Below are 16,356 nucleotides of genomic sequence, written 5' to 3' on the forward strand. Positions count from 1 at the left end.
AGCACCTATGGAGTAAGCCATTACAAGAGTCTTAGTAACCATAGGCACAAGACAGCAATTCTACGAGATCATACACATCTAGTGCAAGCCTCAGACATGCTCAATTGGTGGCTTTCATCACTTAATGTCATGAATTTTAAATTTTAATGTCACCTTAGTTTAATCAAGCATCGATATTGTGAGCCCAGTTCATACTAGCCAAACAAGGAAGAAGGCAAAATGCTCACACTATTAATACTGACAGGCGCACTATTACAAGCTGCATCACCAGATATTGCGAAACAGGAACTACTGGGTAAAACAGTAGAGCAAACAGAAAATGATAGTGCGATAGTTGAAATCAATATCGTTGAGGGTGCATATGTCAAGCACGCCCAAGTTAAAGGCACTGATATAAACACTTCAATACAGTCTTCTTTGGCAATGGAAATACAAGCAAGCTTAGATGACCAATTTGAGGCTATGCTGCAAATGCTCGATAATGATTTAAGCAATGACTCAGTCAATCCCCCTCACCCACTCACCTCTCAAACACAGACAAAGTTCAATACTGGCAGGTAACCCCAACAAGCCAGTAATTATACATTCATTTACTTTTATGAATAATCAATGATAATCATCCTCTTAGATGCCTATAATACCAGTTAGTATAATATGGCGTTAACTCTCTCATTTTGGAGCTAAGAGGAATGACAAACTGGGCACTCGTTACAGGCGCAGCGCAGCGCATCGGCCGCGACATCGCGATAATGCTACACAATCAGGGTTACAATGTACTCATACATTATGCTAATTCACATCATGCCGCACAAGCGTTGTGTGATGAGTTAAATAAGAAAAGAGTGAATTCTAGCGTTATCGTTCAAGCAGAGTTATCGACAGAACAAGGGATTGAACAGCTAGCGAGTTTTGCGGCCAATTATCCTGTATCAATACTGATTAACAATGCATCTTCATTCTATCCCACACCATTGGAGAGTTTAAATTTCGTTGATAGTCAGAAACTCCTTACGGTGAATTTATTAGCACCGTATTTTCTTGCCCAAAAACTGTCAGCTTCGCTACGAGCCCATCATGGTTCAATTATCAACTTACTCGATATTCATGGCGTAAAGCCATTAAAAAATCATGGCCTTTATTCTATTTCAAAAGCCGGATTGCAAATGGCGACATTATCATTATCACAAGAGCTTGGCCCAGATGTTCGGGTAAATGGTATCGCGCCAGGGGCTATTCTATGGCCAGAAAATAGTCAAACTAGTGTACAAGACTCTATAATTAGAGAGATCCCTCTTAATAAGCTCGGCTCTACTGCTGATATCACTAATACAGTTCGTTTTCTTATTGATAGTCACTATATAACTGGGCAAGTAATTACAGTCGACGGAGGGAGAACAGCTGTTGGATACCAAGGCGCATAAGCTAAAGTCGACACTTTGATTCTTTACAGCTTAACTTGTTAGTTACTACTGCTAAAGTGGGAGTCGTTATGAAGTACGCCACTCAAACAATTAGCTGTCCTCATTGCGGTCACCATCAACATATTGATGTTGATGGAACTTGCGGCGATCAAGATTATTATGATGATTGTAGGATCTGTTGTAATCCAATACATCTACGCCTTCACCTCGATGAAGCTAGGCATAGCATTGAGCTTTATATCGACTCAGGCGATGAACAGATCTACTGAGCATACACCTGAGACTCATACATCTATATGACTCTTATATGATTATGACGATAAAAGTGATACTTAAACGCTTGCGTTAATCCCTCTTTGGGCAAGAACACGTTCAACAGTATCGACAATTGCCTGGGTTTGACTATCAATCTCGATATTAAGGTATTCACCAACTTGAGCTTCATCCAAGTTAGTCAATTTCAATGTTTCAGGAATAAGATGAAGGGTAAAACCATTAGTATGGGTCTTTCCAACCGTCAAACTGCAACCATTAACGCCAACAAAGCCTTTGTACAAGATGTAGTTCATCCATTTTTGATCCACCTCAAGCTCAATATCATAGTGAGTGTCGGTGTGGCTGACCTGTTTAACTTTAGCTTGACTATGAATATGCCCAGATAGGATATGTCCACCTATCTCTGTGCCAAATGTCAAAGAGCGCTCAATATTTACCTTAGAACCAAGTTTCAATTCTGAGAGGTTTGTCACACTCAAAGTCTCTTCCATTACATCAAAAAAAACCCTATTATCTTCAATTCGTGTAACCGTTAAACAGACTCCGTTATTAGCAACACTTGCGCCTGTTATGAGCCCTTCACGTAACTCGGACTCCATAGCGATCTCTAGCGTATTTAAGCCATCTTTCTTATTTATCGCAACCACTTCGCATGTGGCTTGAACTATACCTGTAAACATATTTTCTCTCGTTAGTATTTAAAGGCAGTATTTAATGAATCAATTCGGCTTTCAAGCCAAACGTCTAGTACAACTTGCACTCCCTGTACTTATCGCACAAGTAACACAAACCATGATGGGATTTATTGATACCGTCATGGCTGGTAGAGTGAGTGCCGTCGATATGGCTGCCGTTGCTATTGGAACAAGCTTATGGTTGCCCGCTCTATTATTTGTTCAAGGGTTACTTTTAGCCTTTACACCCGTTTTTGCTCATCACCATGGTGCTGATAATCAAAAAGCAATTCAACCCCTAGCATTTCAAGCTGCTTATATTGCCATAATTGGTAGTGTAGGTGTGGTTCTGTTTCTCAGTTTTGCAGATAACATCTTCACTATGATGCAATTAGAGCCCGAGCTTGCGCGATTAAGCAATGGTTATCTAGAAGGGTTTGCCTGGGGTGTCCCCGCGTTTGTTCTATATCAAGTATTAAGAGGCTGTAGTGAAGGTATCTCCTACACCTTACCGACAATGGTGATAGGGTTCGTTGGGCTAGCTGTGAATATCCCTGCGAACTATATCTTTATATATGGGCACTTTGGTATTGAGCCGATGGGAGGTGCTGGTTGTGGTATAGCAACTGCCTTGGTTTTTTGGGCTATGTTAATTGCTATGGTTATCTATATGCAGCTGCATAAAAACTTTAAAGAGCTCGCGCCTTTTAAGTCCTTCCATAAACCCCATTGGCATACCATATGGGATATGACTAAACATGGCTTCCCTATTGCCATGGCACTATTTTTTGAAGTCAGTCTTTTTGCTGTTATTGCACTCCTCCTTGCCCCACTTGGTGCAACGGTCGTTGCAGGACATCAAATAGCACTCAACTTTTCATCAATCGTATTCATGCTGCCGCTATCTATCGGTATTGCAGTTTCAATTCGTGTTGGCTACTATCTAGGCCAAGATCGAAAGGATATCTCTGCATTGGTGACAAAAGTTGGTTTAATCATCTCATTTAGCCTTGCGATGCTCACCGCAATTATCACTGTGATATTTAGGACTGAAATCGCTCACTTGTATAACAATAACCCCGAAGTTGTTTCTTTAGCGGGGACCTTAATGTTCTTTGCAGCCCTCTATCAACTGTCTGATTCTGTACAGGTCGTTGCAGCTGGTGCTTTACGTGGTTATAAAGATACCAGAAGTGCATTCTATATTACCTTAGTATCATACTGGGCTATCGGTATGGTGATCGGTTATCTATTAGCAAGAACCGATCTCATCGTGCCAGCAATGGGCGCGCAAGGATTCTGGATTGGACTCATTGCAGGTTTGACAAGTGCGGCAATATTGTTCGCCTTTAGACTTAGATATATTCAAAAGTCAGGGTATAGCAAAGCAGCATTAGAAGATCACGCCAGTCCACAGTCATAAAAAATCAACCGAAACCTACTTGGAGGCTCCCCTCTGAGTAGGTTTTCGTACCAGAAAAGAGCAAGTTGCACACCAAATCACCGCTTAAACAATAAAACCATCTTTTTGCTTGCAACCAAAGCCCTATCCCCCTTACTATAGCGCTCGTTCTAAGGCATAAGCCAAATGAACGATGTCATGAAATACGGACGCGGGATGGAGCAGTTTGGTAGCTCGTCGGGCTCATAACCCGAAGGTCGTTGGTTCAAATCCAGCTCCCGCAACCACTTTCAAGATAACCGATACAACTGTAGCTCAGTTGGTTAGAGCACTACCTTGACATGGTAGGGGTCGGTGGTTCGAATCCACTCAGTTGTACCAATTCTTTAATTGAAGAATTAAAATTCAATTCACTCATCTAGTGTATAGGTCATCCGGACGCGGGATGGAGCAGTTTGGTAGCTCGTCGGGCTCATAACCCGAAGGTCGTTGGTTCAAATCCAGCTCCCGCAACCAATTTTCAAAATAAGCGATACAACCGTAGCTCAGTTGGTTAGAGCACTACCTTGACATGGTAGGGGTCGGTGGTTCGAATCCACTCGGTTGTACCAATTCTTTTTAAGTAGAATTTAAACAACTTAATGCGTTCTCTTGTAGAAAGTACGGACGCGGGATGGAGCAGTTTGGTAGCTCGTCGGGCTCATAACCCGAAGGTCGTTGGTTCAAATCCAGCTCCCGCAACCAATTTTCAAGATAAACGATACAACCGTAGCTCAGTTGGTTAGAGCACTACCTTGACATGGTAGGGGTCGGTGGTTCGAATCCACTCGGTTGTACCAACTCTCAATTAAATGATTTCATTGAGAAGTAACCAGCAAAAGCTGGTTTTTTTATGCCTAAATTTCACAAACTAACCGCGTGATGGATCCGTTTGGTAGCTCGTTTGGCTCAACTTTTTTTAACAGCCGGGTTATAACAGCTAGCGAAGGTCGTTGCCCTGCCCTTATAGAAAGCAATCCAGCTCCCGCAACCAATTTTCGATTGAGATAACTCATTGAGAAGTAACCAGCGAAAGCTGGTTTTTTTATGCCTAAATTTCACAAACTAACCGCGTGATGGATCAGTTTGGTAGCTCTTTTGGCTCAACTCTTTATAAATGCTGGGTTATAACTGACGAGTTATAACTGCTAGGCGAAGGTCGTTGCCCTGCCCTTATAGAAAGCAATCAAGCTCCCGCAACCAATTTTCAATTGAGATAACTCATTGATAAGTAACTAGCGAAAGCTGGTTTTCTATACCTCTCATCTACTGCAAGCGAAATTTAACCAAAAAAAAGCGAGCTAATCAGCTCGCTTTACTCTATTAATGCTTATTGCTTAGAAGTGATACTTAACAATCACAGAGCCAGTGTTTTGGTCCATGCCTTCGATACCATACTTGTTTTTCCAGTAATCATATTCGATACCCACCATGAAGCCTGAGTTAGGGAACTGATACTTAAGCTGAGGGTTAAAGTGCACCATGTTTTCAGCATGAGCTATGCCACCGAAACCGTTCGTTCTATCAGCATCATCAAGTGCGAAAATCCAGTCAATGAAACCATCAAACACAATACCTGTATCGCCAAAATCAACCCGCCACACTGGCGTTAGCTGCCAACCGTTACTCGCGCCTTTCACTGAGCCCTCAGCAGGGTTCGCTGTCACTTCTGAGCGGTGGTAGACATTTAAATTAAAGTAGCTGAAACCTGGAATTGCCCAATCTGTGCCAACACCGTACAAGAAGGTGCTTGCTGCTGCGCTTCCTTGCTCAAACTGAAGTGCCAAAGACACATCAGTCAAAGGGCCAAAACCGACTTTTGAATCAAACATTTTGCTGGCACTAAAGCGTGCACCGTACTCACCATAGTTAGCAAAGTTATCATCACTGCTACCATCGTTATAATAGATGAAATCTTGGAATGCAAACCAATCACCTTTGGCCCAACCGCCAGCGGTTTCAAGGGTTATCGTCGTTTGATTTGCTTGGCCTTCATAGCCACCAAAATGTTCACCTGGCTCTAAGTAATTTTGTCCATATAGGCCAGTCACACTAAAATCTGACCAATGAATTAAGCTATCAGCCATTGCTGTAGGGCTTGCAAGTAGTGCAACTATTAACAACCTGTTTTTCATGTTACTTCCTTAATTATATTTAATTACTTGCTCTATTTTCATACATGGTACTTTGAGTGCTCTTGAGTTGTTCTAAGAGCACATCATTCATACCTACATCTTTTCGTTATAGTTTTTTCGTTATAGTTTTCAGATATCTATTTAGATAGCCCATCCGCCTGCATAAAAGACCACTAAGACGACTGTTATCAATACGGTTCCAATATTGAGTTTCTTCCAATCACCAGAAATAACGCGGCCAATAACAAGGGTGACAAAGCCTAGCATAATACCAGTCACAATATTACTGGTTAGAACGATGAATACAGCACACATCAAACCTGATAATGCATCAACTGAGTCGGCAAGATCGAGCTTACTCACATTTGACATCATTAACAGACCTACGTACATCAATGCAGGTGCTGTTGCATAAGCTGGCACAAGGTAACTAACAGGTGCTAGGAATAACATACAGATGAAAAGGCCACCTACCACAGTTGCTGTTAAACCAGTTTTACCACCTGCAGCAGTCCCCGCTGCTGACTCAATATATACAGCAGCTGGAGCGCCACCAACGGCACCGGCAAAAATACTACTCACAGAATCTGAAGTGAGTGCCTTACCGCCGTTAATGATATGACCATTTTTATCAAGCAAGTTTGCTTGGCCAGCAACCGCACGGATTGTACCTGTTGCATCAAAAATAGCGGTCATCACTAATGCCAGTACTGTAGGGATTAAAATGGGGTTCATTGCGCCCATAATATCCATAGTGCCAATGAGTGAATTTTCACCACCAAAGTTTGGCATTGCAAAAAGCCCATGGTAGGTAACTTTAGGGTCGAAAATCAGACCAAAGATAGATATGCCAACAATCACCAGTAGAATGCCACCCGGAATGCGGCGCTTTTCAAGGCCTAAGATAGCCGCGAGACCGATAACAGACATGATCACAGACAGTGAATTGAAATCACCTAATGCCACAGGCAAACCATCGTGGGGATTTGCAACCACTAATCCAACGCCGTTTGCTGCAATTAGCAGTAAGAACAGACCAATACCTATCCCAGTACCGTGTGCGATACCATAAGGTAAATTGGTTAATATCCATTGGCGCACGCCAGTTACGGTAATAGCGGTAAACACTACACCCATAAGGAATACTGCGCCAAGTGCGACAGGGATACTGATCCCCTGCCCGAGGACTAAACTAAACGCGGTAAATGCAGTCAAAGAGATTGCACAACCAATAGCCATGGGTAGTTTAGCCCATAGACCCATTACCAATGAACCAAAGGCTGCGACTAGACAAGTTGCGATAAATACCGCCCCTTGATCAAAGCCTGCGACCCCTAGCATACTGGGAACCACGATGACTGAGTAAACCATCGCTAAAAACGTGGTGACACCAGCAATCAACTCTTGCTTAACCGAACTCCCCCTTTCTGTGATACTAAAATAGTCATCTAATTGCCCTTTTGACGCTAAGTCATCTTTTGGTAACTTATCATTTTCAATGGTATTACTATCAGACATTTTATTGTTTCCTTTTATAGCCTCAAAGTAGGGACTGACTGTTCACCCTGCAGGTGTCATTTTTTAGACTTCAAGCAGACTAGTTAGGCCAAACCACTGTAGGTATAAACGTAATTTGACCTAACCTAATGTTCAATAGATAAGCTCAGCTATACTGCCGGTCACTTACCGTAAGCCCGTACTTCTCCATATATCTTGACCCTGGAGCCAAGATATTCCCGTTCAAACTTTCATCCTTCCTATACAGATTAATTACGTGCGTAGACTAAACGTCCATCAACATAAGTACGGTAAATACTGCGATCATCCCCTAAGGTGATGAGTACAAACAACTCATCGGCGAGTGATTTTGAGTTATCAAATCTCAGCTGCTGCAAAGGTGTAGCGCAAGGGTCGATAACAACAAAATCCGCTTCTTTACCAATCTCAAAGTTGCCGATAAGGTGATCCAGTGATAACGACTTAGCGCCTCCTAATGTTGCCAGATAGAAAGCCTCGAAAGCCGATAAACGATATTCTTGAAGTTGCATCACCTTATAAGCTTCATTCAGGGTCTGCATGATGTTGAATGTGGTGCCTGCACCGATATCAGTACCTACGCCCACTTTAACTTTGCGCTTCCACGCCTCTTGGAGTTTAAATAGACCGCTGCCCAAATACAGGTTTGAAGTCGGACAGAAAGAGATTGCAGAATCAGTCTCTTTTAAACAATCCCACTCACAATCTTCTAAATGGATACTATGGGCGAAGACACTCTTTGGCCCGGTTAGGCCATGGTGATGATACACATCTAGGTAACTGGCACGCTCAGGAAATAGCTCTTTAACCCATTTAATCTCATTCTTATTTTCACATAAGTGAGTATGCATATAGGTATCAGGAAACTCAGCTTTTAACTTACCCGCCATATCCAGTTGTTCTGGTGAAGAGGTCGGCGCGAACCTTGGGGTAATCGCATACAGTAAACGTCCCCGTTTATGCCACTTCTCGATGAGTTCTTTGCTTTGGTTATAGCTTATCTCCGGCGTATCAAGGAGGTAATCAGGCGCATTTCTGTCCATCATTACCTTACCGGCAATCATGCGCATATTGATATTTTCAGCCACTTCAAACAGCGAGTTAACTGACTCAGGGTGAACGGTACCAAATACTAGTGCGGTAGTAGTACCATTACGTAAGAGTTGCTTAACAAAGAATTCTGACATCTCTTTGGCATAGTCTTTATCTTTATAACGCACCTCTGTTGGGAAAACATAGTTATCTAGCCATTCAAGTAGCTGTTCGCCATAAGCCCCAACCATTTCAGATTGTGGATAGTGAATATGGGTATCAACAAAACCAGGCATCACAATTTTACCTGGATAGCTGCGGACTCTGACCCCTTCAGGGATCTTATCTTTGCCCTCTTCCCATTCACCAACCCACTCGATACGGCCATTGGTGATCAGTAATAGACCGTCTTCTATATAACGTAAATTTTTCTCAATATCTGCAGGATCGTCAACGACGCAAGCGATATCTAACATGGATGCCCGTATTGCTTTTAAAGTATTATTGTATTCCATCATTACCCCTAATTAGTATTACGATCAGTAGGTTGTACTAATATACGTCTGTTTTTGAAGGCGTTGATATTATTGACATCCAAGTATGCCGCGTCTTAACCAGTTCAACCTTTTGTGACCGATATCCGTTCCAATGTTGACTTATAACTATGTTGTCTCAATTTTTGATTTTTCTGTTTCTTCCTTTTGCAATGCATCGCTATTTGCGTCGCATTCCTTAATGATCTCCTGTAGGGCTTCACGCTTCTCTTCTGTACACTGAGCCTCATCAGACTTGCTCACTCTGAGTACAATATTGAGTACCAAGGCAACTAAAGAACCTGCTGTGATCCCTGAGCCGAAGATCACCTTGATAGAATCTGGGAAGTAATTAAGAATTTCAGGTCTCATGGTCACTGCCATGCCTGTAGCGACACCGACAGCAATGATCAGCATGTTACGTTTAGTGAAGTTAATTTTTGAAAGAATGCCGATCCCTGAAGAGATGATCATTGCGAACATCACAATCCCCGCTCCACCGAGTACTGGAGATGGAATGGTTACAACAAGGGCACCAATTTTAGGAAACAGGCCAGCGAACAACATGATAAGTCCTGTGACTGCCACTACGTGACGACTCGCAACCCCAGTAATAGAAACAATACCCACATTTTGGCTGAAAGAGGAGAAAGGTGTTGTACCTAACGTAGACGCTAATGCGCTACCAAGCCCATCACATAAGATACCTTTAGAGAGCTTATCGCCGGTTAATTTAGTATTAGTCGCGTCGCTGAGTGCAAGAAAATCACCAGTAGACTCCATAATTGTCACTAGATAAGCGATAGACATACCGATAATGCCGCTAATGGTAAACGATATGCCAAATGGAAGAAGTGTCGGCAACGCAAACAGTGGCGCAGCGCCTATTGGACTGAAATCAACAACGCCAAGCATAATAGCCACTAAGTAGCCCGCAAGCATGCCAATGACAATCGCCGCTGCGGCGACAATTCCTTTACCAAACTGGGATAAAACAATGACAATTAACAACACCAGGGAGCCTAAAAGAAGATGGCTTAAGTGACCATACTCTTCATCGCCAACATAGGCGCCTGCTAACCAATCGACCGCAACAGGTAAAATCGTTAATCCAATCAATACCACTACTGTGCCTGAAACAACGGGTGGAAATAACTTTCTGATCTGTGGCATAAACCGACTACCAATGATCATCACTAGTGAGCCAACTAAAGCAGCGCCAAATATGGCTGATACACCTGAATCAATTCCGATAGATATCGCGATAGCGACAAACGTAAAGCTAGTGCCCATAACAACAGGCAACCGGATCCCAACGGGACCTGCACCTTTACATTGAATGATGGTCACAATACCTGAGACCATGAGAGCAGCGTTGACTAAGATAACCATCTCTTCAGTCGCAAGACCGATGGCAGAGCCAACAACTAGAGGAACAGCAACAATCGCGCCCATCGCAGCTAACATATGCTGCAGTGCCAATAAAATACTGGCGCCCATAGGCGGTTTGTCTTCAACCTTGTATAACAGTTTCATCTCGAATCCTTATCCCAACTCTTAACGGCGAGTCATGCAAACTAACGATAACAACACCGCCAGCGGTTTTCGGTAAACTACAGATCAAACAAAAACAGATAACTCGCAAAATGAAGGGGTTAGCAGAATATTTTCTGCCTCCCCCATATGTTTTTTGAAGTGTTTCTTGAACTACAAAGGGTTTAGAACTTGTTCAGGCCAGCAAGCACCTTCTCTGGTGTGAAGTGCCAATCACGGATCCAAACACCACATGCATCATGAATTGCAGAGGCAATGGCAGGTGCTGCACCGTTTACACCAATTTCAGAGATAGACTTAGCCCCATAAGGCCCAACCTTGTCATCACTTGGTACGAGTACAGCTTTGAACTCTTTAGGAATATCACCAATCATAGGTGCGCCGTAGCTCTTTAGATCACGAGTTAAGGGCACACCATGCTCGTCATAGATCAACTCTTCGATCAAGCTATGACCAATTGCGCGCATGCTCGCACCATAGATCTGCCCAAGGGCTAGGTCTGGGTTGATTGGGGTACCACAATCAAGCAGGGCATGGAATTTTTCTAGCTTAATCTCACCAGTACGGACATTGACCGCAACCTCAGTGAAATTAGCGCCATAAGGGAAGGCAAACAAAGGCGTAGTGAAGCAGCCATTAGCAAGGAGTTGCCCCCAACCAGTGCCACTTTCAGCACGGTGGGCGATATCAAAAAAGCTCACCTGCCCTTTTTTACCCTTAACGATGCCTGGGGCAACAATCGTGACATCCTCAACTTTCTCTTCGAGCATATCTGCGCCACAAGTTAAGATTTTCTCACGCATATTTTCTGCAGCAATCTTAGCGGCATTCCCAGAGAAACAGGTACCAGATGATGCATAAGCGCCTTTATCAAATGGCGTGTGGTCTGTATCACCTGAGTGAATAGTGATTTCATCAAGCGGACAACGTAAAACTTCAGCCGTAAGCTTAGCGACAACGGTATCAAGCCCAGTACCAATATCAGCACCACCAGAATGAACAATGAAAGTGCCATCAGAGGCCATCTTAATCGAGCAGTTCGCTTGATCAATATCAGGTATCCCCGACTTTTGCTGAATGATTGAAACGCCGCGACCGATGCGCCAGTCACCATCACGCTTCTTCTCACTGTCCCAATTGATCATCTCACGGCCTTTCTTGAGAATAGGCTCAAGTGCACAACTTAACGCTCTTGGCGCAGTTGCCGGCATTTTACCTTCACCAATCGCAGCTAAAATCTTAAGCTCTTGCCCCTCTTTAACGCGGTTTTTCTCAACCATATCTAAATGATCAATACCGAGCATATCTGCCATTTCTGACATCGCCATAGTTAAGGCAAAGTTCCCTTTAGGTGCGCCATATCCCTGATATGCGCCTGTAGGACAGATATTTGAGTAGTAGGTGGTTACGCGAAAATCGACATTATCACAAGGGTATAACGGCAGAGATAACGCAGGGCCATTACAAGGAACCGTTAGCGCGTGGTTACCATAAGGACCGGTATTAGCAAGGAAATCCATATCAATGGCGGTTAAAGTACCGTCATTTCTAGCACCAATTTTGACATGAACTTTTGCCACATGACGTGTTGAGTTAGCAATAAACTCCTCTTCGCGAGTATGGTGGAAATAGACGCCACGGCCCGTTGTCCAAGTCGCCCATGCACAAACATCTTGCAGTAAGATATCTTGCTTAGAGCCAAAGCCGCCACCCACACGCTCTTTGATAATATGCACTTTATTTTGTTTAACGCCGATGATGTTCGCCACTTGACGACGTACATGCCAAGGCACTTGTGTTGAGTCATGCATGATCAAGCGATCATCATCCATATAGCTATAACAGATATGTGTTTCTGTCGGGAGTTGCTGGACTTGCTTAGACTCATAAGTTCGTTCGATGATGCAATCAGCTTCATCAAACCCCTTCTGTAAATCACCAATATGCCCACGAACGCTCGCAGCGATATTCTTACGAGGGAAACAGCCTATCGGGAAGTTAACAATAAACTTACCCTCTTTAGGATCTGCATTGCGATTCTGCTCCTCTAGATCTTCTGGTGCGGCAACCTTGTACTCTATTGGGCCGTTGTGAATAATCGGTGCATCGGCAGACATGGCATCATCGATAGAGATAACAGCTTTGAGTACGTCATATTCAACTGCTATCAGCTTCAGGGCTTGCTCAGCAATTTCAACTGACTCTGCAACAACTGCCGCCACCCTATCACCAACGTGACGAAGTTTTTGACAGAACATGCGCCTATCAAGTGGCGAAGGCTCTGGCGCGCTCTGGCCGCCAGGCGTGTAAGCAAGATCAGGACAGTTCTTATAGGTAATAACCGAAACAACGCCATCAAGTGCTTCAGCTTTAGACACATCAAGATGCGTTATCCATGCATGAGCATGGGGGCTGCGTAGCATTTTAATCACGCAAGCGTCAGCAGGAATTCTATCTTCTACATAACAAGGTTTAGCTTGCACCATTTTCGCAGCATCTGTTTTGGGGGTGTTTTTACCCACGACAGAAAGGTCATCACGAAACTCTGGCGCAAATTGCTTTTGTATTTCAGGGTTTGCGATACGGGCAACGGCGAGCTCAATCACCTCATAATACTGCTGGTAACCCGCATCACGGCTAAATATCCCTGTTAATGCATCATCTATCTCTGCACGATTAGGGTTAGGATTATGCTTAAGCAACTGAGTTAAAATTAGCGCCATAGCTGGGTCGTTATAACCCGATTGCACCACGCCCACATCAACCATGGCCTGCTGCACAAAACTTAATTCATTCCAGCTACCTAGAGACTCCGCGGTTTCAACTTCACAACCATCAAGCTGAGCTGCAATAAGCAAAGATGCGTTCATCAAGGTGCCGTTAACTAAAATAGTATCTGAACCCGCGAATCCAAAGCCATCATCACTATTTCGTACAGAATTGAAACCAAGTCTTTTTAATAATGTTTGGCAGTTCTCGCCAAGATCGCAATCAACACTTTTCTCACGACCATTGATAGTTAATACAATACCCATAATTAACGCTCCCCTTGAAGGCGCTGGCACTCAGTTAGCAGATCTGAAATCACAATACTGGCGATATAACGTTTGTATTCAGCGCTCCCTTTGATATCAGACTCAGGCAAAATCATTGCACGAACAGCCTCCTCTAACGCTTCACCTTCAAGATCTTGTGCTTCTAAATCACGGAAACGTAATGGTGTCGGGATCCCATGTCTAGATGGTGAAACGCCATCGATGACGATAATTTTTTGGCCTTCATTGTTCAGTGAAACAGCGGCGTGCACTATGCTAAGACCAGCTGCTGAACGTGTGATGTTATAAGAGAGACATGTTAAGTCTGGATCGGGGATCACCACCTCCAGAATCAACTCACGTTGCTCAAGCGCAATGTAATCTTCTACCAAAATTTCACCAGACTCGACCAAAACCACCTTGGCGTTCATTGCGATGAGCGTCGGTAATAGGAGAGACTCTGCCTGGTATGCCGCAATTTCACCGCCTAAAGTGGCTTGATTACGCATATGTTTGGAGTAGATAAATTTAGCCGCATGTTGAAGCGCTGAAGGAACCAGTTCATGTTCAACTAAAGTTTGCACTGGGCACATCGCACCGATATGTAAGCCAGTACTACGGCTTTCAACACGTTTATGGGTGAGTGATGCAAGAGAGATAGCAATGGTTCTATCAGTCTTAGTTGGCATTGCATTAAGTTTCGAACCACCAGCAAACCAAGTCGCATTTTTACTGTGTAGACGCATCATTTGCATCGCTTCAGATGTTGAATCTGGCTTTAAGAATTGCTCAATCATATTTTGACCTTTCCTATATGTTGCTAATTTCTTTATTATCAAAAAAATTCAAATGAACTAGCTATTAATGAATAAAGAGCAATATGTACGCCAAGAGAGGTAGGTCTATTTTTTTTGGAGGTAAAGTGTGATCAAGCGCAAGTGCAGAGATAAAAAGGCAGGTTTACAGTAAGTTAAACACCTAACAAGGTAACAGTTAGTACCTTTGGTTATAGATAGGATGTTTAAAAAAGGTTCTCATCAAATTGTTGTGCTCGAAAAACTATCATATTAATAAAAACTATCAATTTGATAGATATCATCCACTGAAGCCGCGTGTCGATATTGATAGTTACTTATGTAGCTTAAAATTATTTAGCGCCATAGGTTTTGAATGGTTTAAAAAAACGGTACAACCCAAAGGGATGTACCGCTCTATTACTGATTGTCCCTAAGCTTAGGTTTATCCAAGCTCAGTAAAGAGTCCTTTATCAAAGGCCTTCTCACAATAATGACACTTTAACTTAGTGCTATTGGGTCTTATTGTCAGGTTAAAGCGGCTATCGATAGGCTCATTATGACTAATACAGTTACTGTTCGGGCATGAGAACACACCTGCAACTTGCTTAGGCAATTCAACTTTAAACTTGTTAACGACTTCAAAATTTTCAATCACGTTGATTGTGGCATCAGGGGCAAATAATGCTAACTGGTTACCCTGCTCTTTATCGAACCTAAGGTTCTCAATCTTGATCAGGTCTTTATTAGCACCATCGTGACTAGGTAAGTTAATCCCTACCGTGATGCGATGCGAATCACTTGAAAGGTCAAAAAACTTTAAGATTTTAATGCCCTGACCTGCAGAGATATGATCAATAACTGTGCCCGACTGAATCGCTTCAACTTGTAGATGCTTTTTCATTATTGCGCTCCAAATTCATTGGTCATCACTAGGGCTAGCAGTGCTTGTCTGGCATAAACGCCATTTTCAGCCTGCTGGAAGTAGTATGCATAAGGGGTCTTATCGACATCTATAGTAATTTCATCAACACGAGGTAGCGGGTGCAGTACCTTAAGGTTAGATTTAACACCTGTTAGCATTTGAGAATTCAGAATAAAGCTAGATTTCATATGCTGATATTCAGTCTCATCAAAACGCTCTTTTTGAACTCGCGTCATATACACGATATCTAACTGATCAATCACAGCTTCGAGATCTTCATGAATGTGGAACACTACGCCCTTCTCTTTCAATTCATCGAGAATGTAATCAGGCATAGATAACGCTTGAGGAGCGACAAAATGAAACTCACAATCAAACAAAGACAGCGCTTGAGTCAAAGAGTGCACAGTACGGCCATATTTAAGATCGCCAACAAACGCCACTTTTAACTTGTCTAAACTGCCCTGAGTTTCATAGATGCTGAACAGATCAAGCAAGGTTTGTGTCGGGTGCTGATTTGAACCGTCACCGCCATTAATAACAGGTACCGAAGAGAACTCACTCGCTAAACGCGCCGCGCCCTCTTGATGATGACGCATAAAGAACGCATCACAATATGAGGAGATAACCTGCACAGTATCGGCAAGGGTTTCACCTTTTTTACCTGAAGAGGTATTACCGCCATCAGGAAAACCAATAATACTGCCACCTAAACGAAATACAGCAGTCTCAAAGGATAAACGAGTACGTGTTGACGCTTCAAAGAAACAACTCGCCACAACTTTGTTTTTAAGTAATTCAGGACGTGGTGATTGTTTTAAGCTTTGGGCTGTTGAAACAATCAGCTCAAGTTCATTTCGGGAAAGATCAGGTATAGAGATGATATTTTTATTATAAAGAGGGTTGGGCATTGTGTAGGTCCTAATCCGATGAGAAATCGGAAAAGAATTATACCCTTTCCGATCTTGCGAGTATAGATAAAGGCTAGGTAAACTCGCGA

General features: G+C 43.0%; 13 protein-coding genes and 6 tRNA genes. 10 read left to right on the forward strand and 9 right to left on the reverse strand.

The genetic code is table 11. The features are described from left to right. The first annotated feature begins 219 nt into the window (after positions 1-219). From BM736_RS10600 to BM736_RS10610, 3 genes are all read left to right on the forward strand, one after another. The gene (locus tag BM736_RS10600) at positions 220-561 is read left to right on the forward strand and encodes a hypothetical protein (RefSeq protein ID WP_076411670.1); all 342 of its coding nucleotides are present in this window, start codon (positions 220-222) and stop codon (positions 559-561) included. 128 nt (positions 562-689) lie between these two features. After that, the gene (locus tag BM736_RS10605; protein ID WP_076411672.1) at positions 690-1,421 is read left to right on the forward strand and encodes an SDR family oxidoreductase; all 732 of its coding nucleotides are present in this window, start codon (positions 690-692) and stop codon (positions 1,419-1,421) included. Positions 1,422-1,489: 68 nt separating this feature from the next. After that, positions 1,490-1,690, forward strand: a complete 201-nt coding sequence (locus tag BM736_RS10610) for a CPXCG motif-containing cysteine-rich protein (RefSeq protein ID WP_076411674.1) — start codon at positions 1,490-1,492, stop codon at positions 1,688-1,690. 63 nt (positions 1,691-1,753) lie between these two features. On the opposite strand, the gene BM736_RS10615 is transcribed toward BM736_RS10610, so the two are convergent. After that, the gene (locus BM736_RS10615) at positions 1,754-2,377 is read right to left on the reverse strand and encodes a riboflavin synthase subunit alpha (protein ID WP_076411676.1); all 624 of its coding nucleotides are present in this window, start codon (positions 2,375-2,377) and stop codon (positions 1,754-1,756) included. Between the two features lie 34 nt (positions 2,378-2,411). On the opposite strand from BM736_RS10615, the gene BM736_RS10620 reads away from it, so the two are divergent. The 7 genes from BM736_RS10620 to BM736_RS10650 all read left to right on the forward strand — a co-directional run bounded on the left by BM736_RS10620 (position 2,412) and on the right by BM736_RS10650 (position 4,612). Continuing rightward, on the forward strand, positions 2,412-3,794 hold the full coding sequence (locus BM736_RS10620; RefSeq protein ID WP_076411679.1) for an MATE family efflux transporter: 1,383 nt from the start codon (positions 2,412-2,414) through the stop codon (positions 3,792-3,794). A 189-nt stretch (positions 3,795-3,983) separates the two neighbouring features. After that, positions 3,984-4,060, forward strand: a tRNA-Met gene (locus BM736_RS10625). Positions 4,061-4,077: 17 nt separating this feature from the next. Then, positions 4,078-4,154: transfer RNA gene (locus BM736_RS10630), tRNA-Val, on the forward strand. Between the two features lie 58 nt (positions 4,155-4,212). Next, positions 4,213-4,289: transfer RNA gene (locus BM736_RS10635), tRNA-Met, on the forward strand. Between the two features lie 18 nt (positions 4,290-4,307). Continuing rightward, positions 4,308-4,384, forward strand: a tRNA-Val gene (locus tag BM736_RS10640). A 56-nt stretch (positions 4,385-4,440) separates the two neighbouring features. Beyond that, positions 4,441-4,517: transfer RNA gene (locus BM736_RS10645), tRNA-Met, on the forward strand. Between the two features lie 18 nt (positions 4,518-4,535). Then, positions 4,536-4,612 (forward strand) — tRNA-Val (locus tag BM736_RS10650). 537 nt (positions 4,613-5,149) lie between these two features. Here BM736_RS10650 and BM736_RS10655 read toward each other — a convergent pair. The 8 genes from BM736_RS10655 to pyrB all read right to left on the reverse strand — a co-directional run bounded on the left by BM736_RS10655 (position 5,150) and on the right by pyrB (position 16,267). Continuing rightward, positions 5,150-5,947 carry an outer membrane protein OmpK gene (locus tag BM736_RS10655; protein WP_076411681.1) on the reverse strand — a complete coding sequence of 266 codons (798 nt, stop codon included), beginning with the start codon at positions 5,945-5,947 and terminating at the stop codon, positions 5,150-5,152. A gap of 141 nt (positions 5,948-6,088) precedes the next feature. Beyond that, positions 6,089-7,465: an NCS2 family permease gene (locus BM736_RS10660; RefSeq protein ID WP_076411684.1), complete on the reverse strand. Its 1,377-nt coding sequence runs from the start codon at positions 7,463-7,465 to the stop codon at positions 6,089-6,091. 248 nt (positions 7,466-7,713) lie between these two features. Continuing rightward, positions 7,714-9,030, reverse strand: a complete 1,317-nt coding sequence (guaD, locus tag BM736_RS10665; RefSeq protein ID WP_076411687.1) for a guanine deaminase — start codon at positions 9,028-9,030, stop codon at positions 7,714-7,716. Positions 9,031-9,177: 147 nt separating this feature from the next. Next, complete coding sequence (locus tag BM736_RS10670; protein WP_076411690.1) at positions 9,178-10,584, reverse strand: nucleobase:cation symporter-2 family protein; 1,407 nt, start codon at positions 10,582-10,584, stop codon at positions 9,178-9,180. A gap of 182 nt (positions 10,585-10,766) precedes the next feature. Beyond that, complete coding sequence (locus tag BM736_RS10675) at positions 10,767-13,637, reverse strand: molybdopterin-dependent oxidoreductase Mo/Fe-S-binding subunit (RefSeq protein ID WP_076411693.1); 2,871 nt, start codon at positions 13,635-13,637, stop codon at positions 10,767-10,769. 2 nt (positions 13,638-13,639) lie between these two features. Then, positions 13,640-14,434, reverse strand: a complete 795-nt coding sequence (ygfM, locus tag BM736_RS10680; protein ID WP_076411696.1) for a molybdopterin-dependent oxidoreductase FAD-binding subunit — start codon at positions 14,432-14,434, stop codon at positions 13,640-13,642. 442 nt (positions 14,435-14,876) lie between these two features. Then, positions 14,877-15,335, reverse strand: coding sequence for an aspartate carbamoyltransferase regulatory subunit (gene pyrI / locus BM736_RS10685; RefSeq protein WP_076411699.1), 459 nt, complete (start codon positions 15,333-15,335; stop codon positions 14,877-14,879). Then, positions 15,335-16,267 (reverse strand): aspartate carbamoyltransferase, encoded by a 933-nt coding sequence (gene pyrB, locus BM736_RS10690; protein WP_076411702.1) that lies wholly within the window; start codon positions 16,265-16,267, stop codon positions 15,335-15,337. Before pyrB ends, pyrI begins: the two co-directional genes overlap by 1 nt. Positions 16,268-16,356: the final 89 nt, after the last annotated feature.

The organism is Shewanella sp. UCD-KL12 (assembly GCF_001957125.1).
Lineage (GTDB): Bacteria > Pseudomonadota > Gammaproteobacteria > Enterobacterales > Shewanellaceae > Shewanella.